Origin of the sequence: Helicobacter pylori Shi112, from assembly GCF_000277405.1 — a bacterium.
GTDB classification, from domain to species: domain Bacteria; phylum Campylobacterota; class Campylobacteria; order Campylobacterales; family Helicobacteraceae; genus Helicobacter; species Helicobacter pylori_C.
In genome coordinates this window covers 803,748-827,219 of record NC_017741.1, presented here as the reverse complement: position 1 = coordinate 827,219, position 23,472 = coordinate 803,748, and the positions used below count along the sequence as shown (strand labels likewise).

Sequence of the window (23,472 nt, the reverse complement as noted above, 5' to 3'; positions counted from 1 at the left end):
TTTAGATTTTGTTAAAAAAGGCTTGCTACAATTTTAGGCAAATTTTGATTGCTAAGGCTTTAACAGCTTTTAGCACAAAGGAGAATGAATGGCTAAAATGAGCGCTCCAGATGGGGTTGCCGTTTGGGTGAATGAAGACAGGTGTAAGGGTTGTGATATTTGCGTATCGGTATGCCCTGCTGGGGTTCTTGGCATGGGGATTGAAAAAGAAAGGGTGCTTGGAAAAGTGGCCAAAGTAGCCTACCCAGAGAGTTGTATCGGTTGCATGCAATGCGAGTTGAACTGCCCGGATTTTGCGATTTATGTGGCTGACAGGAAGGATTTCAAATTCGCTAAAGTTTCTAAAGACGCTCAAGAAAGAAGCGAAAAGGTTAAGGCCAATAAATACATGCTCTTAGAAGAGACTATTTTAGAAGGGAGAGGCAAATAATGCGTGAGATTATTTCTGATGGGAATGAATTAGTCGCTAAAGCGGCGATTGAAGTGGGGTGTCGGTTTTTTGGGGGCTATCCTATCACGCCAAGCTCGGATATTATGCATGCGATGAGCGTGGCTTTACCCAAATGCGGCGGTCATTTTATCCAAATGGAAGATGAAATCAGCGGGATTAGCGTGTCTTTAGGAGCAAGCATGAGCGGGACGAAGTCTATGACCGCGAGCTCTGGGCCTGGTATTTCATTAAAAGTGGAGCAAATCGGTTATTCTTTCATGGCAGAAATCCCTTTAGTGATCGCTGATGTGATGCGTTCAGGCCCATCAACCGGAATGCCCACTCGTGTGGCTCAAGGCGATGTGAATTTCTTAAAACACCCCATACATGGGGATTTTAAAGCCGTCGCGCTCGCTCCTGCAAATTTGGAGGAAGCTTACACAGAAACCGTTCGTGCGTTCAATTTGGCTGAAATGCTCATGACTCCTGTATTCTTGCTCATGGATGAAACCGTGGGGCATATGTATGGCAAGGTGCAAATCCCAGATTTAGAAGAAGTGCAAAAGATGACTATTAATCGTAAGGAATTTGTGGGCGATAAAAAAGACTACAAGCCTTATGGGGTCGCACAAGACGAGCCGGCCGTCTTAAACCCTTTCTTTAAAGGCTATCGCTACCATGTTTCAGGCTTGCACCATGGGCCTATTGGCTTTCCTACTGAAGACGTTAAAATCGGTGGGGATTTGATTGACAGATTATTCCATAAGATTGAATCCAAGCAAGACATTATCAACGAAAATGAGGAAATGGATTTAGAGGGTGCTGAAATCGTCATTATCGCTTATGGTTCGGTTTCTCTAGCGGTTAAAGAAGCCTTGAAAGATTACCATAAAGAGAGCAAGCAAAAAGTCGGCTTTTTCAGGCCTAAAACCTTATGGCCAAGCCCGGCTAAACGCTTGAAAGAAATAGGGGATAAATACGAAAAAATCCTTGTGATTGAATTGAATAAAGGGCAGTATTTAGAAGAAATTGAAAGGGCTATGCAAAGAGAGGTGCATTTCTTGGGGCAAGCCAATGGGCGCACGATTTCGCCTAAACAAATCATCGCAAAATTGAAGGAGCTTTAAAATGGCGTTTAATTATGATGAATATTTGCGTGTGGATAAAATACCCACTTTGTGGTGTTGGGGCTGTGGCGATGGCGTGATTTTGAAATCCATTATCCGCACGATTGACGCTTTAGGCTGGAAAATGGATGATGTGTGTTTGGTGAGCGGGATTGGTTGCAGCGGGCGCATGAGTTCGTATGTGAATTGCAACACCGTTCATACCACGCATGGTAGGGCTGTAGCGTATGCGACAGGGATTAAAATGGCTAACCCTAGTAAGCATGTGATCGTGGTTTCTGGCGATGGCGATGGCTTTGCTATTGGAGGCAATCACACCATGCATGCATGCCGAAGAAACATTGATTTGAATTTTATTTTAGTGAATAATTTCATTTATGGTTTGACCAATTCTCAGACTTCGCCCACCACGCCTAATGGCATGTGGACGGTTACGGCTCAATGGGGGAATATTGATAACCAATTTGACCCATGCGCTTTAACCACCGCTGCAGGGGCGAGTTTTGTGGCTAGAGAGAGCGTTTTAGACCCTCAAAAATTAGAAAAAGTGCTTAAAGAAGGTTTTACGCACAAGGGCTTTAGCTTCTTTGATGTCCATAGTAATTGCCATATCAATTTAGGGCGTAAGAATAAAATGGGCGAAGCGTCTCAAATGCTAAAATGGATGGAAAGCCGATTAGTGAGCAAACGCCAATTTGAAGCCATGAGCCCTGAAGAAAGGGTGGATAAATTCCCTACAGGCGTTTTAAAACATGACACAGACAGGAAAGAATATTGCGAAGCGTATCAAGAAATCATTGAAAAAGCACAAGGAAAACAATAATGGAAGCGCAATTACGATTTACGGGCGTTGGAGGGCAAGGCGTGCTGTTAGCAGGAGAGATTTTAGCTGAAGCTAAGATTGTGAGTGGGGGCTATGGCACTAAGACTTCCACTTACACTTCGCAAGTGCGCGGGGGGCCTACTAAGGTGGATATTTTGCTAGACAAAGATGAAATTATTTTCCCCTATGCTAAAGAGGGCGAGATTGATTTCATGCTTTCAGTCGCTCAAATCAGCTACAACCAGTTTAAAAGCGATATTAAACAAGGCGGTATCGTTGTCATTGATCCCAATCTGGTAACCCCCACCAAAGAAGATGAAGAAAAGTATCAAATTTATAAAATCCCCATTATCAGTATCGCTAAAGATGAAGTGGGTAACATCATCACGCAATCTGTGGTAGCGTTAGCCATTACCGTGGAGCTTACCAAATGCGTAGAAGAAAATATCGTGCTAGACACCATGCTTAAAAAAGTCCCTGCAAAAGTCGCTGACACCAACAAAAAAGCCTTTGAAATTGGGAAAAAACATGCTTTAGAAGCTTTGAAAAAATAAGGGGGTAACTCCTTATCTCATTTCTTTAGCTATAGCTTTCCCCCTTTTCTTGTATTTTTGAAAAAAAAAAAAATGATATAATGCTCAAATTTTACAAAGGATTCTTGTATGCACAAATTTTTGGATGGGGCAAAAAGTGAGATTTTAAAATACGATGTGATTTCTTTTGATATTTTTGATACCCTTCTTTTAAGACCTTTCATTAAACCCACAGATTTATTTTTGTATATTGAGACTAAATATGATATTAAAGGTTTTTGTCAAGCAAGGATTTTAGCAGAAATGCAATCTAGAAAAATCAGTAAAGAACAAGACATTACTCTAGATGAAATTTATCATCAAATTCCAAAAGAGTTTCATTCATATAAGGAAGTAGAAATTGCCACTGAAAAAGAGATGCTTATTCCAAACTTAGAGATGTTAGAACTCTATCGTTTCGCTAAAGAGAACAATAAGAGAGTGATTATTGTATCAGATATGTATTTACCTTTAGAGGTCCTTGAAGATATTTTAATTTCTAAGGGTTTTGATGGTTATACAAATTTCTATCTTAGTAGCCATATAATGCTTACTAAACATTCAAAGGATTTGTTTAAACATGTTTTAAAACAAGAAAATATTACTCACACACAAATGTTGCATGTTGGTGATAATTCTTGGGCAGATGACGCTATGCCTAAAAGTTTAGGTATAGCAACGCTATTTAGAAAAAGCGTGTTGAAACAATTTGAAGAAATTTTTCCTAAATACCAAACATTTAGTCCAACTAGTGTTGCACAAAGCTTTATTTTAGGATCTTTATGCGTTTTTTATAAAAATTATATTCAAAAACATGAAAAGTTTGATTATTGGTTTCTTTTGGGAGCGATGCAGGCAGGAATTGTAGCCATTGCTTATTGCCAGTTTATCTATAAAGAGATTCATAAAAGAAATATTGATACTTTAGTGTTTGTTGCACGAGATGGTTATTTATTGCAAAAAATTTTTAATATTTTATATCCAAATTCATATAAAACTACTTATGTCTATGCTCCCAGAATTTTAAAAAAAGCGGTATTTTTAGAAGTCATAGAGGGCGAGAGTTTGGAAATTTTGCGTATTTTAGAAGGCGAAGAAGAAATTAAAAAGAAGCAAATCACCACTAACCAACAAGCATATATATATATATATAGTAACTTTGAACATTGCCGCCATTTAGCGTTAAAATGTTTAGATAATTACAGAAAATACTTGTCTTCATTAAATTTAGAGGGAAATATCGCTATTGTAGATACGATTACTTTGGGCTACTCTTCGCAAGAGTTAATACAAAAAGCTTTGAATAAAGAAGTTTTTGGATGCTATGTGGATCTCTTAAGAATTTTAAATCATGATTGCGTGAGTTTCTTACCTTTTTCACACCCTAAATCCATTTATTTTCATAATTGGGATTTTATGGAGTTTTTGCTAACAAGCCCTGAATACCCCATTTTAAATGTAGAAAATGGCGTTCCAATTTATCAAAAAAATGTTTCATCTTGCGAAAAACACCGCTCTAAAGCTTATGAAAAAATAGTAGAAGGGGCTGTTGGATATGCTTTATATTTTAAAGAAAGTCAAATTTCTTTAGACATTCATGATGTGATAAAGTGGGTCAATTTCTTTATTGATCATCCTAGTATTCAAGATCAAGAGCAATTTAAACAAATTTATTTTCTTCCAGATGCAACGCATAAAAACGCTCTGCCCTTGTTTTGCAACGATGTTTCTTTATTGTCTTGTATTTTAAAACCTTCACAAAGTTATGGCATATTAAAAAGAAGCCTTAGGACAAACAAGCAAGAGAGATTGTTTAAAATATTATCTCTAATTAAAAAAATCTATGGGAAGTTAAAAAAGAAATCATAAAATTGGCTCTGTTTCAATCAAATATGGATAACTAGGGCTTTCTCCCTTAAAATAATTCTCTCAAAAGTTATCCACTAGATATTTTTTATTTATCCAATAGTTTGTTTTTGAGTATAATCCTACGAAAATTTTAAGGAATGGCATGGAGTTTTTAGGACTGCTTTTAAGTCTAACCGCTGTTTTGATGGCGTTTAAAAAGCCTGAAAAAGAAAATTGGGCGTTTGGGATTTTGATTGTGGTGTGGTTGGTGGAGCTTATTATTTTTATAGCCCACAGCTCTAGCGTTTTGCCTAATATGAATTTATAGGGGGATGCATGAATAAAGAAACCCGATTTTATAATCTTTTTTCCTTGGCGATTTTAGGGATTTTAATCTTTCCTGTGGGTTTGGCGAATTTTTATTTTGGCTATGTTTTGAAAGATTCGCCTTGCATTTTTTGCTGGGTGCAACGCATCAACATGATTTTAATAGGGGCTGTGGCGCTTTTGGTGGTGCGTTTTGGGTTTAAGCCTAAATACATCGCCTTGCTATTACTCATGGCTAGTAGCGGGTTATATGAGAGCTTTTATCATACCAGTAGCCATGCATTAGAAGATGTGGGGCAGGGCTTTGCACTCGCTATTTTGGGATTGCACACGCAGTTTTGGGCGCTTTTTGTCTTTTTTAGCGTGGTGGTGCTTTTAGCGGTTTTGCTCTTTTTTGCTCCTAATACCCAACTTTTTAAAGATTATCCATTAAACACGCTCCAAAAAAGCGCTTTTTATGTTTTCTTTATTGTGGTGGGTTCTAACGCCGTGCAAGCGTTTTTCTCTACCGGGCCTTTCCCTTACATAGGGCAAAGCGATCCGGTGCGTTTCTCGTGGAATTTAAAAGAATCTGTCTGGTCTATGGAAAATTGGAATCATTTGAAATTCCCAAGAAGCGTTTTGGGCAGAAGAGATGTGGGTGAGCCTTTGAAATTGAGCGCTTTGCCTAAAGATAATGATTATGAGCGTTCGCCTTTAGAAATTACAAAAGCGTTGGAGATTGGAAAAAAAGAAGAGCTTTTTTTAAAACTGAACGGAGCGATCACGGATTTGAGTTTCAATGAAGACAAGGCGATCCTTACCACAGAAAACCAAGGCCTTTATCTTGTGGGTAACGATTTGAAAACCATTCATAGCCATATGGTGCTAGATAGCTATTATAGCGCGACGGTGGGGTCGTTTGTGGGGGCAGATTTTAACGAAGATGAAAACATTGTGATCATGGGCAATAATAAAACGAGCGTAGAAATCACTCCTAACAAAAACGCTAACGCGCTTAAAAACTTCCCTTATTTTTTAGAAGGGGCTAACTCTTTTGATGAAGTGGAACGCAGCCGCTTGAAAACTTCTAGGGCGAAAAACTATTATGTTAGCGCTGCAAGAAGAGGGGCTAAATTCACTTATTTAATCACCGCTCCTAACAAGCGTTATAAGGATTTGATTGTCATCTCCATGCTTAATAGCGACAAACAGGTGCATGGGGAGTTTTTACTTGAATTAGGCAATGCCAAACTTAAAGAAAAAAGGAAACTGAGCGAGTTAGTTATCAGCGCACTAGCTTTAAAGGATAATAAGCTTTATGCGTTCAGTAAGGAATTTAACACGCTTTTAGTTATAAACCCTACAAAAGAAGAGATTCTTGAAGTTTATGGCTTGCCTAAAGAGATTAAAAATATCAGCGCTGGAGGGTTTAGGGATAATGAGCTTATCCTTGTGAGTTATGAGAATCATAAAAATATTCTCTATACTCTTAATTTTTAAACTCTTTTAAAGCTACTTTTTTCTAATATATTAACGCATTAGAAGATGGTCGCTATTTTAGAATAGAGGAAAGTCCGGGCTACATTAGACAAAATTCCATCTAACGGATGGCTAGCGTAAGCTAAGGGAAAGTGCCACAGAAAGCAAACCGCCTTTTTAAGGTAAGGGTGAAAGGGTGGGGTAAGAGCCCACCAGAGCTAAAGCAATTTAGCTTGTTTGGGCAAACCCAATTTGTAGCAAGAAGCGCATGGTAAGTCTAAATTGATACACGCTTCGCTTGAGGAATATTGCAAAATATTTCCCAGATAAATGGCCATCCATTGACAGAACCCGGCTTATTCTAATGCTTAACTGCGTGTTGATTTTTTAAATAAGGTTTTAATCATTTTATTTTTTACCCAATTATTGTTTAAAATCTTAAAGATTTGTGTTACACTCTGTAAAATCAAAATCAAAGGGGATAGCGTGTTAGAAAAACCTTTTTTAAAAAGCAAGCAATTGTTTTTATGCGGATTGGGTGTTTTGATGTTGCAAGCTTGCACTTGCCCAAACACTTCACAAAGAAATTCTTTTTTACAAGATGTGCCTTATTGGATGTTGCAAAATCGCAGCCAGTATATCACCCAAGGGGTGGATAGCTCGCACATTGTGGATGGTAAGGCAACTGAAGAGATAGAAAAAATCGCTACCAAAAGAGCGACAATAAGAGTGGCGCAAAATATCGTGCATAAACTCAAAGAGGCTTACCTTTCCAAATCCAATCGCATCAAGCAAAAGATCACTAATGAGATGTTTATCCAAATGACACAGCCCATTTTTGACAGCTTGATGAATGTGGATCGTTTAGGGATTTATATCAATCCTAACAATGAGGAAGTGTTTGCGTTAGTGCGCGCGCGTTCTTTTGATAAGGACGCTTTGAGCGAAGGGTTGCATAAAATGTCCTTAGACAATCAAGCGGTGAGTGTCCTTGTTTCTAAAGTGGAAGAAATCTTTAAAGATTCTATCAATTACGGAGATGTTAAAGTCCCTATAGCCATGTAGGCTTAGAACAATAAGGGTTCTTCGCTATCGCCTGTTCTTTTGGGGGTGGGGGTGATGGAATTAGGGGTTGAATAGTAGGGGATTTCATCCACGATTTCTTTACGCAAGCCTTTGGGGACATCAAACTTTCTTTTTAAAGAAGGTTCAATCGCTAAAATATTACGCATGAAATACGAATACACAGGTGCGCTCACAACGCCTCCTGTCGCTCCTTTGCCAATAGGCGTGTTATCGTCCCTCCCAAACCAAATCACGCTTTGTAAGGTGGGGGTAAAGCCAATGAACCAGGCATCCACATTATTATTGGAAGTCCCGGTTTTACCGGCGATTTCTAAACCTTTAATGCGAGCCAAACTCCCTGTGCCATTTTCTACCGCATTCATCAGCACTGAAAGGGTTAAAAAAGCCTGTTCTTTAGAGGTGATCTTTTTGGTTTCAATGGGCGTGAAAGTTTTGACATCGTTTTGTTGGTTAGTGATGCTTTCAATGAGCATGGGTTTGAGCATGGTGCCGTAATTAGAAAATAAAGAATACTTTTCAGCCGCTTCAATCGGTGAGATAGCAAAACTCCCTAACACAATAGACAAGTCTTTAGGGAGGTTTTTAAACCCCATATCGCTTAAAGATTGATAAATTTTTTCAAAGCCAAGCTGATCGCTTAAATTGATCGTGGCTAGATTTAACGAATGGCTCAAGGCTTCTTGCAAGGTTACAAGCCCTAAAAACTTGCGAGAATAATTGCTAGGGTGCCATGCGTGGTTTTGTTCGCTGTTTTTACTATAATTGCCATTTTCAAAGTTTCGCGCGGTATCAGGGATTTTAGAAGTCGTGGAATAGCCATTATCAAAAGCGATTTGATACACAAAGGGCTTGATTGCACTCCCAAATTGCCGTTTGGCTTGCGTGGCGCGATTGAAAGCGCTTTTTTTATAATCAATCCCCCCCACTAAAGCTAAAATCTTACCGGTGCTTGTGTCTGTAACTATCATGCTAGCGTTCAAGTTGTCTTCATCTTCATTAGAGGCGTTAGTTTTTGGCTTTTCTTTAGCGATTTTTTCTAAGATTTTTTGATGCCCAAAACGCAAGGACTCTAACGCTAAGCGTTGGTAATCCAAATCTATCGTGAGCTTTATGGTATAGCCTTGAGTTTTTAACCCGTCTAATTGATCCAATTGTTTCAACACTTCATCCACGACATAGGGAGCGATATTTTGCGTGGAAGTTTGGTTATAGACAATTGGCACTTCATTGAGAGCGGATTTGAGCTCGTTAGAAGAAATCCAACCTAAAGAATACAACCGCCTTAAAATATCATTAGCCCTAGAGAGTGAAAATTCTAAATTTTTGGTAGGGTCATAAAAACTCGGAGCCCTAGGCAAGGCGACTAACATGGTGATTTCTTTAAGCGTGAGTTTGTCAAGGGGTTTTTTAAAATACCCTAAACTTGCGGTTTTGACGCCATAATACCCATGCCCAAAAAAAGTTTGGTTCAAATAGCGCTCTAAAATTTCTTCTTTGCTTAAGACTTTTTCAATGCGTATGGAAATGATAGCTTCTTTGAGTTTTCTGGTTAGGGTTTTTTCTCGTGTGAGCACCATGTTTTTAACGAGTTGTTGGGTTAGGGTGCTACCCCCCTCGGTGTAACGACCGCTTTTAGCGTTTTTAATCATAGCGCGCATGATAGCGTCTAAATTGATCCCCCCATGCTCAAAAAAGAGGGTGTCTTCTACCGCTAAAAGGCTTTCAATAAATCGTGGGGGGATTTCTTCAAAACGCGCATAAAAACGGAATTCCTTATCATAGATATTAGCGATCAAACGCCCTTTTCTGTCTAAAATCTGTGAAGCGACGCCCGGGCGATAATCTTTAATTTTAGCAATATCCTTATCTGTGGTTACCCAAACTTGAGCGATAAGAATGGCTAATAACCCTATGACAATCAAAAATAAAACGATAAAACCATAAAAAATCTTTTTTAGCATTTAATCACTCTTAAAAGAAGATTGTATTTTAGAATAATTTAAAAGGGTGTTCGCAAGCTCTTTAGTGTCTTGTAAGCTGTTTTTAAGGGATAAAGAGACTCGTAAAAGGGGTTTAGAAACCGTGGGGGGGCGGATAGCTCCTACTAAAAACCCCTTTTCTTTCAAAAAACGATGGGCGTTTAAAAGAGCAAGATTGTTTTCAAATTCTAAAGTGAAAAATCCTGTGGGCGTTCTAATACCTAAGGTTTCAAAAATAATCTGTTGGTGTTTGCTAAGCTCATTTTTTAATTCTTGTTTTTGCGCGATAAAGTATTCTAAATGAGCCAAAGTTAAAGCGGTGTCTAACAGGCTTAAAGCGGTGGTGTAAATCACGCTTTTAGCGCGATTGGTTAAAAATTCTATGATTTGTAAGGGGGCTAAAATACACGCCCCATAGCTCGCAAGCGCTTTAGAGAAAGTGCTGAGTTTAATGATTTTTTCTTTTTCTTTGATGCGATAATATTCTAAAAAACCCAACAAATTCTCGCCGATAGTCCCAAAACTATGGGCTTCATCAACGATTAAAAAAGCGTTAGGAATTTCTTGAGTGATTGCATAAAAATCATAAGGAGCGACGCTCGCATCCATAGAATAAACCCCCTCAATGGCTATGAATTTGAGTTTATTTTTAGGGGCGTTAAAGAGTTTTTGTTGCAAATCTTTAGAGTCATTGTGCGAGAAAAAAACCACTTGATTAGGCTTGGCTTTGGTGCTAAAAATCCCGCTTGCATGGTAGTGTTCGTCCATGAATAAGAGGGCGTTTTTGACTAAAAGGGCGTCTATTAAAGCCAGATTGCCCAAAAAACCACTCCCCACTAAAAGAGCACTTTCAAACCCCAACAAATCCGCTAATCGTTCTTCTAATTCTGCATGCAAAGGGTGGTAGCCATTCACTAGCATGGAAGCCTTGGGGGAATGAGCGTCAAAGGATTGGAGCTTGTTAAAAGCGTTTTGAAGCAAATCTTTTTTAACGCTCAAACCCAAATAATCATTAGAAGCGTAATCTTTCAATAAAGGGTCAAACAATTCTCTTTTGCGGTATCGTTTGGCATGGTGTAGGGCTTCTAAGGATTTAGAAAACATAAAAACACTTCATTGAATGGAATCATTCGCCTTTTTGAATTTTTTCAATGATTTTATTGAGTTCGTCTTGTTTTTCGTAAAACATCTTATCAATATTTTCTTTGACATGTTTAGCGCTATCTTCCATTAAATGCACTTTATGCTCTAGGTATTTTAAATCGGTAATGTGGTCTTCTTGAACGGCTTTAACCAAATCGTTAGCTTCAGCATGCACGCTCGCATGGTGGCTTTCTAAAGCTCTATAGCCTGAAGTGTTGGAAAAATTCTCTTTGCCCGCGCCCTCATAATACCATTTGCCTAAGCGGCAATTCTTATGGCTGGTAATGTCAAAGGAGTTAAGACCAAAAACCATGCCATAAAGATTGTTTTTAAAGACCACATGATCAAGCTTAGCCAGACCGCAAAACACCCGGTTATTGATATTGTAGATGGTGTATTTTGCCGCTTGCGCGACAATCATGTTATTTTTCACGGTGGATTTCAGCTCTCCCACATCGTCCTTAATAGAGCCTACAATAGAATTAATATCATGGGTATTGGTTTGAATGTCGTTCGCTTCTTGTTGCATGCTTTTAACCACGACAGCGATTTCTTTAGTGGCTTTTTGGGTTTTTTCAGCGAGTTTTCTCACCTCATCAGCCACCACCGCAAACCCTCTCCCATGCTCGCCCGCTCGTGCGGCCTCAATAGCGGCATTTAGGGCTAAGAGATTGGTTTGTTCTGCAATATCATCAATCAAAGAAATGACTTGAGTGATCTCATTGCTCCGCTGGTTGAGAGAGTCCGCTAATGAAGTGGCGTTTTGCATCTTTTCATAAAGCGATTCAATGTCTTGACCCGTTTTATTAACGGTCCCCAATCCTTCAGCAGAATGCTCTTCACCACTTTTAGCCGCATTTAAGAGCAAGCCCGTTTCTTGATGGAAATACTGCATGCTTTCTTGCGCGTTCTCTAAGCCTTCTTTTAAGCTCGCACAAAAAGTCTTAAACAAATCATTTTTATGGTATTCCCCCACACAACTCGTTTTTTTAGCCAACGAAAAATACTGCACGCCATCAATATTTTGGCTTTTTAAAGAATAAGAGACCCCTTGTAAATTAACGCTCTCTGCATTTTCTTTAAAATGAACGCTTTGTTCTTCTAAATTGTTCAAGCTTGCAAGATTCCCACTCTTAAAAACGACTTTATTGTTTTTAATACCTACAAAACCTTCATGCAAGCACAAATTTAAAAGGTTTTGATAGAGATTGATTTCTTTTTTTAACTCCGTAATTTCGGAATCTTTTTGACTGATTTGAAGTTGCAACTGCTTATTCCCAAACATGGTGGCATTCCTTATTTAAATTTGAATCTTTTGGGATTATACCCAAAATTACCAAACATTTTAAGCGCTCGTTAGTATTGTTGCTTCAAATACAATTCAGAAAATAAGCCCTGTTTATCCATAAGGGTTTTAAAATTACCCTGTTCTATAAGTTTGCCTTTGTCTAACATAATAATTTCATCAGACTGCTTGACACTACCCATGCGGTGTGTAATGATTAAGGCAATTTTTGATTGCGATTTTTTAAAAATAAAATCTAAAAACTCTTTTTCTATAATGGGGTCAATAGCGCTGCTTGGCTCATCTAAAATAACACAATGACTTGGTTTTAAAAAGGCTCTTATAGTGGCTATGCGTTGCTTTTGACCCAGAGAAAAATCTACCCCATTATATTGTGTTCCAAATGGTATGTTGTTATAATCATTAAGACAATTTTGAAAATTTTCATCAAAAGATTTTAGCATTTCTCTCTTTTGTTTTAATTGTTCGTTTGTAGGATTGTCTTGCATGATATAGTTTATCATCAATGCTATACCCAACATAAAGAGAAAAATCTTGGAATATAGCACTCATTTGTTGGTGGTAGCTATTTAAAGTTAAACAATAGATTGTCTTTGTTCTTTTGGTTATCTAGTCCAGAGTATAGGTAATTTTGCATGCTCTCTTTTTGGTCTTGAAGCCTATCTATGGAAGCACTATGTTTTTTTGCTATATGGTTGGAGATGAGAATACAAGGAACTGTTGCAAAAATCATGATAAAGGGTAGATAAATACTAATGGAAAATAATATCCCAAACAGACTGATAAGCCCTATAATGCGTTGTAGATTGAAAAAGAGATTACTGACATAATTTAGGGGGCGGATGTGCAGTCCGTTATGGATAGTGTTAAGCTTGATAGTATGGTCTTTATTCTCAAAAAAACTTAGATTTTTAACTTGTGTGAGTTTATTAGCAAGCTGAGTGATGATGTTTATAGAAAATTGTTCGGCAATAATGGTTTGCAAGCTTGATAAAATTCCTGAGAATACATGCGTTAAAAACAGCAAGGCTCCCCATAGTAGCAAAGTTGGTAATAGCAAGCTGTATTCAAAATGCGTATGCTTTTGTAATAGATTTACCACAATATCAATCAATCTTATCATAACAAGAATATTTAGAGATGGAAGAATGCCGACAAATAGCACTATAATTGATGCCAACACGACACATTTTGGTGAGCTTTTATAGAGTAAAATGAAAGTCCTTAGGGGAATGTTTTTTATGGTATCCATTGGTGTTTGCATTCAATAAGATTTGGTATAAATTTTCTTTAATTATAATCCATTTTCATGTTCTTTTAAATTTTGCTTTGAAGAAAATAAAGCCCTTTAAAATTTCAAACTTTAACCGATAATAGTTTCAACCAAAAGCAAGGATGCCTTTGGGTTTTTTATAACAAGGAGTTACAACAATGGCTTTTCAGGTCAATACAAATATCAATGCGATGAATGCGCATGTGCAATCCGCACTCACTCAAAATGCGCTTAAAACTTCATTGGAGAGATTGAGTTCAGGTTTAAGGATTAATAAAGCGGCTGATGACGCATCAGGCATGACGGTGGCGGATTCTTTGCGTTCGCAAGCGAACAGTTTGGGTCAAGCGATTGCCAACACGAATGACGGCATGGGGATTATCCAAGTTGCGGATAAGGCTATGGATGAGCAGTTGAAAATCTTAGACACCGTTAAGGTTAAAGCGACTCAAGCGGCTCAAGACGGGCAAACTACAGAATCTCGTAAAGCGATTCAATCTGACATTGTTCGTTTGATTCAAGGTTTAGACAATATCGGTAACACGACTACTTATAACGGGCAAGCGTTATTGTCTGGCCAATTCACTAACAAAGAATTCCAAGTAGGGGCTTATTCTAACCAAAGCATTAAGGCTTCTATCGGCTCTACCACTTCAGATAAAATCGGTCAGGTTCGTATCGCTACAGGCGCGTTAATCACGGCTTCTGGAGATATTAGCTTGACTTTTAAACAAGTGGATGGCGTGAATGATGTAACTTTAGAGAGCGTGAAAATCTCTAGTTCAGCAGGCACAGGGATTGGCGTGTTAGCGGAAGTGATTAACAAAAACTCTAACCAAACAGGGGTTATAGCTCATGCGAGCGTTATCACCACGAGCGATGTGGCGGTCCAGTCAGGAAGTTTGAGTAATTTAACCTTAAACGGGATTCATTTGGGTAATATCGCAGACATTAAGAAAAACGACTCAGACGGGAGGTTAGTCGCAGCGATCAATGCGGTTACTTCAGAAACCGGCGTGGAAGCTTATACGGATCAAAACGGGCGCTTGAATTTGCGCAGTTTAGATGGTCGTGGGATTGAAATCAAAACCGATAGCACTAGTAACGGGCCTAGCGCTTTAACGATGGTTAATGGTGGTCAGGATTTAACAAAAGGCTCTACTAACTACGGAAGGCTTTCTCTCACACGATTAGACGCTAAGAGCATCAATGTCGTTTCGGCTTCTGACTCACAGCATTTAGGTTTTAGCGCGATTGGTTTTGGGGAATCTCAAGTGGCAGAAACCACGGTGAATTTGCGCGATGTTACTGGGAATTTTAACGCTAATGTCAAATCAGCCAGTGGCGCGAACTATAACGCCGTGTTCGCTAGTGGCAATCAAAGCTTGGGAGCTGGGGTTACAACCTTAAGAGGCGCGATGGTGGTGATTGATATTGCCGAGTCTGCGATGAAAATGTTGGATAAAGTCCGCTCTGATTTAGGTTCTGTGCAAAATCAAATGATTAGCACCGTGAATAATATCAGCATCACTCAAGTGAATGTTAAAGCGGCTGAATCTCAAATCAGGGATGTGGATTTTGCTGAAGAGAGTGCGAATTTCAATAAAAACAACATTTTGGCGCAATCAGGTAGCTATGCGATGAGTCAAGCCAATACCGTCCAACAAAATATCTTAAGGCTTTTAACTTAGTTTTAAGAAAGGTGTTTGTATGGGGCTAACGCTTTAAGCGTTGGCTTGTCGCTTTAATTTTTCCTTCTTTTTTAATAAAATACTCTTTTTTATTTCTTTTTATTACAGGCGGTTATTGTGTGGGATAGTTTTGAGGTTTTAAAGGCTTTAAAGAGCTTGGATTTATTGAAAAACGCCCCTGCTTGGTGGTGGCCTAACGCTTTGAAATTTGAAGCTCTACTAGGGGCGGTTTTAACGCAAAACACTAAATTTGAAGCCGTTTTGAAATCTTTAGAAAATCTAAAAAACGCTTTCATTTTAGAAAATGATGATGAGATCAATCTTAAAAAAATCGCTTATATAGAGTTTTCAAAGCTTGCAGAGTGTGTCCGCCCTAGCGGGTTTTATAACCAAAAAGCCAAACGATTGATTGACTTGAGCGAGAATATTTTAAAAGACTTTCAAAGTTTTGAAAATTTTAAACAAGAAGTTACTAGGGAGTGGCTTTTAGACCAAAAGGGCATTGGCAAAGAAAGCGCGGATGCGATTTTATGCTATGTGTGCGCTAAAGAAGTGATGGTGGTGGATAAATACAGCTATCTTTTTTTAAAAAAATTAGGCATAGAGATAGAAGATTATGACGAATTGCAACATTTTTTTGAAAAAGGCGTTCAAGAGAATTTAAATTCCGCTTTAGCGCTTTATGAAAACACCATTTCTTTAGCGCAACTTTATGCGAGATTCCATGGAAAGATTGTAGAATTTTCCAAACAAAAATTGGAATTAAAGCTTTGATTTTTAGATTTTTCTTAATCTTAAGCCTTTTAAAAGGGGTTTTACTGGCCAAAAAGGATTGGAATTTTTTTAAACCTTTAGAGCCTACTAAAAAATATTTTGGCTCTTTTAAAATCGGCTATCTTTATCAGCATGCAGAAACGACTAAAAGATCCCCCATCCGCCCTAAAAACCGCCCTCCTATTTTGATGGATAAAATTTACCATGACGCTTCTTTGGGCTTTGAAGCGGGTTATACTTTGAGAAAGAAAATTTTATTAGGGGGGTATTTGGATGCAGGAATGGGCGATTCGTATTTCATGAGCGCTGGGTTTATGGCTGGGGTGAGGCTTTTTAAGGGGTGGGTTATCCCTAAAATCGCCTTAGGCTATCAGCTTCAAATTTTAGGGGCTAAGATTGATAAGTATCAATTCAATATCCAATCAGCGGTGGGGAGTGTGGGCTTGTTTTTCAATGCGGCTAAAAATTTTGGCTTGAGCATTGAAGCAAGGGGTGGTATCCCTTTTTATTTTATCCAAAGCAAATTTTCTAAAGCTTTCGGCACGCCACGATTGAATATCTATTCTATTGGTATCACTTTCACCTTTTATGATTTTACTAGATTTTTAGGGTAAAATATTCATTTTGAAATCAATTATAGAGTATAAAAACCATAATCAGACAAACCTTTAAGGATTTATAATGATTTTCATTGATGCATGTTTTAGAAAGGAAACACCCTATACGCCCATTTGGATGATGAGACAAGCGGGGCGTTACCTTAGCGAATACCAAGAGAGCCGCCAAAAAGCGGGTAGCTTCTTGGGATTGTGTAAAAATAGCGATTTAGCCACAGAAGTTACCCTACAGCCAGTAGAGATTTTAGGCGTGGATGCGGCTATTTTGTTTAGCGATATTTTAGTAGTGCCTTTGGAAATGGGCTTGAATTTGGAGTTTATCCCCAAAAAGGGGCCGCATTTTTTAGAGACTATTACGGATTTAAAAAGCGTGGAAAGCCTAAAAATAGGGGCTTACAAACAACTAAACTATGTCTATGATACGATTTCTCAAACGCGCCAAAAGCTTTCTAAAGAGAAAGCGTTAATCGGTTTTTGCGGATCGCCTTGGACTTTAGCGACTTACATGATAGAAGGCGAAGGGAGCAAATCGTATGCTAAAAGCAAGAAAATGCTCTATAGCGAGCCTGAAGTTTTAAAAGCGCTTTTAGAAAAATTAAGCCTTGAATTGATAGAGTATTTGAGCCTTCAAATCCAAGCAGGGGTCAATGCGGTGATGATCTTTGACTCATGGGCTAGCGCTTTAGAAAAAGAAGCGTATTTGAAATTCAGTTGGGATTATTTGAAAAAAATCTCTAAAGAGCTTAAAAAACGCTATGTGCATATCCCGGTTATCCTTTTCCCTAAAGGGATTGGCGCTTATTTGGATAGCATAGACGGGGAATTTGATGTGTTTGGCGTGGATTGGGGCACGCCTTTAGAGGTGGCAAAAAAGATTTTAGGCGATAAGTATGTTTTGCAAGGGAATTTAGAACCCACCCGCCTTTATGATAAAAACGCTTTAGAAGAAGGGGTTGAAAGGATTCTAAAAGTCATGGGCAATCAAGGGCATATTTTTAATTTAGGGCATGGGATGCTACCGGATTTACCCAGAGAAAACGCAAAATATTTAGTGCAATTAGTGCATGCTAAAACCAGGCGATAGGGGGGATTGATGAAAACTATTATAAGATATGTTAGTTTATGGGGCTTGTGTGCAGCTTTAACTCTAGCCCAAACCCCCTCTAAAACCCCAGATGAAATCAAGCAAATCCTTAACAATTACAGCCATAAGAATTTAAAACTCATTGATCCGCCGACAAGTTCTTTAGAAGCAACACCGAGTTTTTTGCCCTCGTCTAAAGAAACAGCGACCACTATCAATCAAGAGATTGCTAAATACCATGAAAAAAGCGATAAAGCCGCTTTGGGGCTTTATGAATTGCTAAAGGGGGCTACCACTAATCTCAGTTTGCAAGCGCAAGAACTCAGTGTCAAGCAAGCGATGAAAAACCACACCATCTCCAAAGCGATGTTTTTGCCCACTCTTAATATGAACTATAACTTTAAAAATGAAAATAGGGATACTCCGCACTTCAAACGCTACAACACGCAACAACTCCAGGCTGAAGTCAAATTGAATGTGTTTAATGGTTTTAGCGATGTGAATAATGTCAAAGAAAAGTCTGCGACTTACCGATCCACTGTGGCTAATTTAGAGTATAGCCGCCAGAGCGTGTATTTGCAAGTGGTGCAACAATATTATGAGTATTTTAACAACCTCGCTCGCATGATCGCTTTACAAAAGAAATTAGAGCAAATCAAAACAGACATTAAAAGGGTTACCAAACTCTATGACAAAGGGCTAACCACGATTGACGATTTGCAAAGCTTAAAAGCGCAAGGGAATTTGAGCGAATACGATATTTTAGACATGCAATTTGCTTTGGAGCAAAACCGCTTGACTTTAGAATATCTCACTAACCTCAGTGTGAAAAATTTAAAAAAGACTACGATTGATGCGCCTAATTTGCAATTGAGAGAAAGGCAAGATTTGGTCTCTTTAAGGGAGCAGATTTCTGCACTCAAATACCAAAACAAGCAACTCAACTATTACCCTACGGTGGATGTTTATGACTCATGGCTTTATTGGATCCAAAAACCCGCTTACGCTTTGGGGAGTTTTGGGAACTTCTTCCCCGGTCAGCAAAATACGGCTGGGGTTACTGCGAGCATGAAATTTTTTGATGATATAGGGTTGAGCTTGCAAAAACAATCCATCATGCTAGGCCGATTAGCGAATGAAAAGAATTTAGCGTATAAAAAATTAGAGCAAGAAAAAGACGAACAGCTTTACAGGAAGTCGCTTGATATTGCCAGAGCCAAGATTGAATCTTCAAAGGCTAGTTTGGATGCGGCTAATCTTTCTTTTGCCAATATTAAAAGGAAATACGACGCTAATTTAGTGGATTTCACCACCTATTTAAGGGGCTTAACCACGCGCTTTGATGCAGAAGTGGCTTACAATTTAGCGCTCAACAATTATGAAGTGCAAAAAGCCAATTACATTTTCAACAGCGGGCATAAAATAGACGACTATGTGCATTAAGGGATAAAAATGATACGAAAAATTTTAATAGGACTTTTTTTGAGTCTTTTGAGTTTGGAAGCTGGCGAGAAAGTGTATGCGATTTTCAATGTGAAAGCGGCACAAGATTCCAAGCTCACCTTAGACAGCACAGGGATTGTGGATAGTATTAAGGTTGCTGAGGGGAGCGTGGTCAAAAAGGGCGATGTTTTGTTGCTTTTGTATAATCAAGACAAGCAGGCTCAAAGCGATTCTACCGAGCAACAACTCATTTTCGCTAAAAAGCAATACCAACGATACAGCAAAATTGGGGGCGCTGTGGATAAAAACACTCTAGAGAGTTATGAGTTCAATTACAGGCGTTTGGAATCAGATTACGCTTATTCTATTGCAGTATTGAATAAAACCATTTTGAGAGCCCCTTTTGATGGCGTAATAGCGAGCAAAAACATTCAAGTGGGCGAAGGGGTGAACGCGAATAACACGGTGTTATTGAGATTAGTCAGCCATGCTAGGAAATTGGTTATTGAATTTGATTCTAAATATATTAATGCGGTCAAAGTGGGGGACACTTACACTTATTCTATAGACGGGGATTCCAATCAGCATGAAGCTAAAATCACTAAAATTTACCCCACGGTTGACGAAAACACCAGAAAAGTGAGCGCTGAAGCCCTTTTGTCTAAGCCTATGGCAGTGGGGCTTTTTGGCGATGGGTTTATCCAAACGAAATAATAGGGTATTTTGATGTATAAAACAGCGATTAATCGTCCTATTACGACCTTGATGTTTGCTTTGGCGATTGTCTTTTTTGGGACTATGGGGTTTAAAAAATTGAGCGTGGCGCTTTTCCCTAAAATTGATATGCCTACGGTGGTGGTTACTACGACTTATCCTGGGGCTAGCGCTGAAATCATAGAGAGTAAGGTAACCGATAAGATTGAAGAAGCGGTGATGGGGATTGATGGGATCAAAAAGGTTACTTCCACGAGTTCTAAAAATGTGAGTATCGTCGTCATTGAATTTGAATTAGAAAAGCCTAATGAAGAAGCCTTAAACGATGTGGTTAATAAAATTTCTTCGGTGCGTTTTGATGATTCTAACATTAAAAAACCCTCTATCAATAAATTTGATACCGACAGCCAAGCCATTATTTCGTTATTCGTGAGCAGTTCAAGCGTGCCTGCTACAACCCTTAATGACTACGCTAAAAACACCATTAAACCCATGCTCCAAAAAATCAATGGGGTAGGGGGCGTGCAACTCAACGGCTTTAGGGAGCGCCAGATTAGGATTTATGCAGATCCCACTTTGATGAATAAATACAACCTAACTTATGCGGATCTTTTCAACACGCTTAAAGCGGAGAATGTGGAAATTGATGGGGGGCGCATTGTCAATAGCCAAAGGGAATTGTCTATTTTAATTAATGCGAATAGTTACAGCGTTGCGGATGTGGAAAAGATCCAAGTGGGTAATCATGTGCGTCTTGGCGATATTGCAAAGATTGAAATCGGTTTGGAAGAAGACAACACTTTTGCGAGCTTTAAAGACAAACCCGGTGTGATTTTGGAAATCCAAAAGATTGCCGGAGCGAATGAAATTGAAATCGTAGATAGGGTGTATGAAGCTTTAAAACACATTCAAGCCATTAGCCCTAGCTATGAAATCAGACCCTTTTTAGACACCACGGGCTATATCCGCACCTCTATTGAAGATGTGAAATTTGACTTGGTCTTAGGGGCGATTTTGGCGGTTTTAGTGGTGTTTGCGTTCTTGCGTAACGGCACGATCACTTTAGTTTCAGCGATCTCTATCCCTATTTCTATCATGGGGACTTTTGCGCTTATTCAATGGATGGGCTTTTCATTAAACATGCTCACCATGGTGGCTTTAACGCTAGCGATAGGGATTATCATTGATGATGCGATCGTGGTGATTGAAAACATCCATAAAAAGCTAGAAATGGGCATGAACAAACGGAAAGCGAGTTATGAGGGGGTGAGGGAAATTGGCTTTGCTTTAGTGGCGATTTCAGCGATGCTGCTCTCTGTTTTTGTGCCTATAGGGAACATGAAAGGCATTATTGGGCGCTTTTTCCAAAGCTTTGGGATCACGGTGGCTTTAGCGATCGCTTTATCGTATGTGGTGGTCGTTACGATTATCCCCATGGTAAGCTCAGTGGTGGTCAATCCCAGGCATTCTCGTTTTTATGTGTGGAGTGAGCCTTTTTTTAAGGCTTTAGAGTCTTATTACACCAGATTGCTCCAGTGGGTGTTAAACCACAAGCTCATTATCTTTATAGCGGTGGTTTTGGTGTTTGTGGGTTCGCTTTTTGTGGCTTCTAAGATCGGTATGGAGTTCATGCTGAAAGAAGATAGGGGGAGGTTTTTAGTGTGGCTTAAGGCTAAACCGGGCGTGAGCATAGATTACATGACACAAAAGAGTAAGATCTTTCAAAAAGCGATTGAAAAGCATGCTGAGGTGGAATTTACCACCTTGCAAGTGGGTTATGGCACCGCACAAAACCCTTTTAAGGCTAAAATTTTTGTGCAACTCAAGCCTTTAAAAGAGCGCAAAAAGGAGCGCAAATTGGGGCAATTTGAGTTGATGAGCGCTTTAAAAAAGGAATTAAAAAGCATGCCTGAAGCTAAAGGTTTAGAGAGTATCAATCTTTCTGAAGTCTCTCTTATAGGGGGCGGTGGGGATAGTTCGCCCTTCCAAACCTTTGTGTTTTCCCATTCTCAAGAAGCGGTGGATAAAAGCGTGGCGAATTTGAAAAAATTCTTATTAGAAAGCCCTGAATTAAAAGGCAAGGTTGAAAGCTACCATACAAGCACGAGCGAATCGCAACCGCAACTGCAACTGAAAATCTTAAGACAAAACGCCAACAAATACGGCGTGAGCGCTCAAACCATTGGTTCAGTGGTTAGCTCTGCTTTCTCTGGAACTTCTCAAGCGAGCGTGTTCAAGCAAGATGGTAAAGAATACGACATGATTATTAGAGTGCCTGATAACAAGCGCGTTTCTGTAGAAGACATCAAACGCTTGCAAGTGCGTAATAAATACGATAAATTGATGTTTTTAGACGCTTTAGTGGAAATCACAGAAACTAAAAGCCCATCCAGTATTTCTCGCTATAACCGCCAACGCAGCGTTACGGTGCTTGCTGAGCCTAATAGGAATGCGGGCGTTTCTTTGGGCGAGATTTTAACGCAAGTGAGCAAAAACACTAAAGAATGGCTGGTTGAAGGGGCGAATTACAGATTCACCGGTGAAGCGGATAACGCTAAAGAGACCAATGGGGAGTTTTTGATCGCTCTAGCGACAGCGTTTGTGCTGATTTATATGATTTTAGCGGCGTTGTATGAGTCCATTTTAGAGCCTTTTATCATCATGGTTACCATGCCTTTAAGCTTTTCAGGGGCGTTTTTTGCTCTGGGTTTAGTCCATCAGCCTTTGAGCATGTTCTCTATGATAGGCCTAATTTTGCTCATTGGTATGGTGGGTAAAAACGCCACGCTTTTAATTGATGTGGCGAATGAAGAGCGTAAAAAAGGTTTGAATATCAAAGAAGCCATTTTGTTTGCCGGCAAAACCCGTCTGAGACCGATTTTAATGACGACCATTGCGATGGTTTGCGGCATGCTGCCTTTAGCGTTAGCGAGTGGGGATGGAGCGGCGATGAAATCCCCTATAGGGATTGCGATGAGTGGGGGCTTGATGATTTCTATGGTGTTAAGCTTACTCATTGTGCCGGTGTTTTATCGCCTTCTCGCTCCCATAGACGACAAAATCAAGCGGTTTTATCAAAACCAAAAAACTTTAGAATGAAAAAAATTGTTTTAATTTTGGCTTTATGGGTGGGCTTGTTAGGGGCGTTTGAGCCTAAAAAAAGTCATATTTATTTTGGGGCTATGGTGGGTTTAGCCCCTATTAAAATAACCCCAAAACCCGTTAGCGATTCTTCTTATACGGCTTTTTTATGGGGGGCTAAAGGGGGGTATCAATTCGCTTTTTTTAAAGCTCTAGCGCTAAGGGGTGAATTTTCCTACCTTATGGCGATAAAACCCACCGCATTGCACACGATTAACACTTCCTTATTGAGCCTGAATGCAGATGTATTGAGCGATTTTTACACTTACAAAAAATACAGCTTTGGGGTGTATGGGGGGCTTGGGATAGGGTATTTTTACCAAAGCAACCATTTAGGCATGAAAAATAGTTCGTTTATGGGGTATAACGGCTTGTTTAATGTGGGGCTTGGCAGCACGATTGCTCATCACCACCGCATAGAGCTTGGGGCTAAAATCCCTTTTTCAAACACTAGAAATTCTTTTAAAAATTCTTATTTTTTAGAGAGCGTTTTTATCCATGCGGCTTATAGTTACGCGTTTTAAAAAGGTTCCAAATAACCCAATGATGGCTTCCATTCACAAGATACGATCCCTATAACCACACAAAGAGATCATGCATTCTTTTTTAATTGTTATAATAGGCAGTGCAAAA

General features: G+C 39.1%; 20 protein-coding genes, 1 other RNA gene and 1 pseudogene. 17 read left to right on the top strand and 5 right to left on the bottom strand.

The window, feature by feature from the left end; all coding sequences use genetic code 11:
• Positions 1-88: 88 nt before the first annotated feature.
• The 9 genes from HPSH112_RS03975 (at position 89) to HPSH112_RS03940 (ending at position 7,653) form a co-directional block, all read left to right on the top strand.
• On the top strand, positions 89-430 hold the full coding sequence (locus HPSH112_RS03975; protein WP_001096889.1) for a 4Fe-4S dicluster domain-containing protein: 342 nt from the start codon (positions 89-91) through the stop codon (positions 428-430).
• Entirely contained in the window at positions 430-1,557 is a 1,128-nt protein-coding gene (locus tag HPSH112_RS03970; protein WP_001206809.1) for a 2-oxoglutarate synthase subunit alpha, read from the top strand. The genes HPSH112_RS03975 and HPSH112_RS03970 overlap by 1 nt, the downstream gene beginning before the upstream one ends.
• A 1-nt stretch (position 1,558) precedes the next feature.
• Positions 1,559-2,380, top strand: coding sequence for a 2-oxoglutarate ferredoxin oxidoreductase subunit beta (locus HPSH112_RS03965; RefSeq protein ID WP_000885326.1), 822 nt, complete (start codon positions 1,559-1,561; stop codon positions 2,378-2,380).
• Entirely contained in the window at positions 2,380-2,934 is a 555-nt protein-coding gene (locus HPSH112_RS03960) for a 2-oxoacid:acceptor oxidoreductase family protein (RefSeq protein WP_000388028.1), read from the top strand. The genes HPSH112_RS03965 and HPSH112_RS03960 overlap by 1 nt, the downstream gene beginning before the upstream one ends.
• Before the next feature lie 108 nt (positions 2,935-3,042).
• Positions 3,043-4,821 (top strand): HAD-IA family hydrolase, encoded by a 1,779-nt coding sequence (locus HPSH112_RS03955; RefSeq protein WP_000548638.1) that lies wholly within the window; start codon positions 3,043-3,045, stop codon positions 4,819-4,821.
• Between the two features lie 142 nt (positions 4,822-4,963).
• A complete protein-coding gene (locus HPSH112_RS03950) occupies positions 4,964-5,128 on the top strand; it encodes a hypothetical protein (RefSeq protein WP_000394837.1) in 165 nt (54 codons plus the stop codon).
• An 8-nt stretch (positions 5,129-5,136) separates the two neighbouring features.
• Entirely contained in the window at positions 5,137-6,609 is a 1,473-nt protein-coding gene (locus HPSH112_RS03945) for a disulfide bond formation protein B (RefSeq protein ID WP_001031567.1), read from the top strand.
• A gap of 35 nt (positions 6,610-6,644) precedes the next feature.
• An RNA gene (gene rnpB / locus HPSH112_RS08110) (RNase P RNA component class A) lies at positions 6,645-6,960 on the top strand.
• A 114-nt stretch (positions 6,961-7,074) separates the two neighbouring features.
• Positions 7,075-7,653: a tumor necrosis factor alpha-inducing protein gene (locus tag HPSH112_RS03940; RefSeq protein ID WP_000890600.1), complete on the top strand. Its 579-nt coding sequence runs from the start codon at positions 7,075-7,077 to the stop codon at positions 7,651-7,653.
• A 2-nt stretch (positions 7,654-7,655) separates the two neighbouring features.
• On the opposite strand, the gene pbp1a is transcribed toward HPSH112_RS03940, so the two are convergent.
• From pbp1a to HPSH112_RS08750, 5 genes and pseudogenes are all read right to left on the bottom strand, one after another.
• Positions 7,656-9,635 carry a penicillin-binding protein 1A gene (gene pbp1a / locus HPSH112_RS03935; protein WP_000913658.1) on the bottom strand — a complete coding sequence of 660 codons (1,980 nt, stop codon included), beginning with the start codon at positions 9,633-9,635 and terminating at the stop codon, positions 7,656-7,658.
• Complete coding sequence (locus tag HPSH112_RS03930; RefSeq protein ID WP_000491838.1) at positions 9,636-10,757, bottom strand: aminotransferase class I/II-fold pyridoxal phosphate-dependent enzyme; 1,122 nt, start codon at positions 10,755-10,757, stop codon at positions 9,636-9,638.
• 22 nt (positions 10,758-10,779) lie between these two features.
• Positions 10,780-12,081, bottom strand: coding sequence for a chemotaxis chemoreceptor TlpD (gene tlpD, locus HPSH112_RS03925; RefSeq protein WP_000467812.1), 1,302 nt, complete (start codon positions 12,079-12,081; stop codon positions 10,780-10,782).
• Positions 12,082-12,152: 71 nt separating this feature from the next.
• Positions 12,153-12,681 (bottom strand): annotated as a pseudogene (locus HPSH112_RS08755) (ATP-binding cassette domain-containing protein); the annotation flags it as partial.
• Positions 12,668-13,285 (bottom strand): ABC transporter ATP-binding protein, encoded by a 618-nt coding sequence (locus HPSH112_RS08750; protein WP_228921631.1) that lies wholly within the window; start codon positions 13,283-13,285, stop codon positions 12,668-12,670. The gene HPSH112_RS08750 and the pseudogene HPSH112_RS08755, both read right to left, overlap by 14 nt.
• Positions 13,286-13,533: 248 nt before the next feature.
• Between HPSH112_RS08750 and HPSH112_RS03910 the strand changes: the two genes are divergently transcribed.
• From HPSH112_RS03910 to HPSH112_RS03875, 8 genes are all read left to right on the top strand, one after another.
• Entirely contained in the window at positions 13,534-15,066 is a 1,533-nt protein-coding gene (locus tag HPSH112_RS03910; protein ID WP_000885472.1) for a flagellin A, read from the top strand.
• A gap of 117 nt (positions 15,067-15,183) precedes the next feature.
• Entirely contained in the window at positions 15,184-15,840 is a 657-nt protein-coding gene (locus HPSH112_RS03905; protein ID WP_000263520.1) for a 3-methyladenine DNA glycosylase, read from the top strand.
• Positions 15,837-16,454: a hypothetical protein gene (locus HPSH112_RS03900; RefSeq protein WP_000577391.1), complete on the top strand. Its 618-nt coding sequence runs from the start codon at positions 15,837-15,839 to the stop codon at positions 16,452-16,454. Before HPSH112_RS03905 ends, HPSH112_RS03900 begins: the two co-directional genes overlap by 4 nt.
• Positions 16,455-16,521: 67 nt before the next feature.
• Positions 16,522-17,541, top strand: a complete 1,020-nt coding sequence (gene hemE / locus HPSH112_RS03895; protein WP_000576200.1) for a uroporphyrinogen decarboxylase — start codon at positions 16,522-16,524, stop codon at positions 17,539-17,541.
• A gap of 9 nt (positions 17,542-17,550) precedes the next feature.
• Positions 17,551-18,984, top strand: coding sequence for an efflux RND transporter outer membrane subunit HefA (hefA, locus tag HPSH112_RS03890; RefSeq protein WP_000848896.1), 1,434 nt, complete (start codon positions 17,551-17,553; stop codon positions 18,982-18,984).
• Positions 18,985-18,993: 9 nt separating this feature from the next.
• A complete protein-coding gene (gene hefB / locus HPSH112_RS03885) occupies positions 18,994-19,698 on the top strand; it encodes an efflux RND transporter periplasmic adaptor subunit HefB (RefSeq protein WP_000619679.1) in 705 nt (234 codons plus the stop codon).
• 12 nt (positions 19,699-19,710) lie between these two features.
• Positions 19,711-22,797: an efflux RND transporter permease subunit HefC gene (gene hefC, locus HPSH112_RS03880; protein WP_000278434.1), complete on the top strand. Its 3,087-nt coding sequence runs from the start codon at positions 19,711-19,713 to the stop codon at positions 22,795-22,797.
• Positions 22,794-23,363, top strand: coding sequence for an outer membrane beta-barrel protein (locus HPSH112_RS03875; protein WP_000725045.1), 570 nt, complete (start codon positions 22,794-22,796; stop codon positions 23,361-23,363). The genes hefC and HPSH112_RS03875 overlap by 4 nt, the downstream gene beginning before the upstream one ends.
• Positions 23,364-23,472: the final 109 nt, after the last annotated feature.

What these genes read in the sequence shown, in the direction of transcription:
- HPSH112_RS03975 (WP_001096889.1), top strand. Translation starts at nt 89, where the DNA reads ATGGCTAAAATGAGCGCTCCAGATGGGGTTGCCGTTTGGGTGAATGAA.
- HPSH112_RS03970 (WP_001206809.1), top strand. Translation starts at nt 430, where the DNA reads ATGCGTGAGATTATTTCTGATGGGAATGAATTAGTCGCTAAAGCGGCG.
- HPSH112_RS03965 (WP_000885326.1), top strand. Translation starts at nt 1,559, where the DNA reads ATGGCGTTTAATTATGATGAATATTTGCGTGTGGATAAAATACCCACT.
- HPSH112_RS03960 (WP_000388028.1), top strand. Translation starts at nt 2,380, where the DNA reads ATGGAAGCGCAATTACGATTTACGGGCGTTGGAGGGCAAGGCGTGCTG.
- HPSH112_RS03955 (WP_000548638.1), top strand. Translation starts at nt 3,043, where the DNA reads ATGCACAAATTTTTGGATGGGGCAAAAAGTGAGATTTTAAAATACGAT.
- HPSH112_RS03950 (WP_000394837.1), top strand. Translation starts at nt 4,964, where the DNA reads ATGGAGTTTTTAGGACTGCTTTTAAGTCTAACCGCTGTTTTGATGGCG.
- HPSH112_RS03945 (WP_001031567.1), top strand. Translation starts at nt 5,137, where the DNA reads ATGAATAAAGAAACCCGATTTTATAATCTTTTTTCCTTGGCGATTTTA.
- pbp1a (WP_000913658.1), bottom strand. Translation starts at nt 9,635, where the DNA reads ATGCTAAAAAAGATTTTTTATGGTTTTATCGTTTTATTTTTGATTGTC.
- HPSH112_RS03930 (WP_000491838.1), bottom strand. Translation starts at nt 10,757, where the DNA reads ATGTTTTCTAAATCCTTAGAAGCCCTACACCATGCCAAACGATACCGC.
- tlpD (WP_000467812.1), bottom strand. Translation starts at nt 12,081, where the DNA reads ATGTTTGGGAATAAGCAGTTGCAACTTCAAATCAGTCAAAAAGATTCC.
- HPSH112_RS03910 (WP_000885472.1), top strand. Translation starts at nt 13,534, where the DNA reads ATGGCTTTTCAGGTCAATACAAATATCAATGCGATGAATGCGCATGTG.
- hemE (WP_000576200.1), top strand. Translation starts at nt 16,522, where the DNA reads ATGATTTTCATTGATGCATGTTTTAGAAAGGAAACACCCTATACGCCC.
- hefA (WP_000848896.1), top strand. Translation starts at nt 17,551, where the DNA reads ATGAAAACTATTATAAGATATGTTAGTTTATGGGGCTTGTGTGCAGCT.
- hefB (WP_000619679.1), top strand. Translation starts at nt 18,994, where the DNA reads ATGATACGAAAAATTTTAATAGGACTTTTTTTGAGTCTTTTGAGTTTG.
- hefC (WP_000278434.1), top strand. Translation starts at nt 19,711, where the DNA reads ATGTATAAAACAGCGATTAATCGTCCTATTACGACCTTGATGTTTGCT.
- HPSH112_RS03875 (WP_000725045.1), top strand. Translation starts at nt 22,794, where the DNA reads ATGAAAAAAATTGTTTTAATTTTGGCTTTATGGGTGGGCTTGTTAGGG.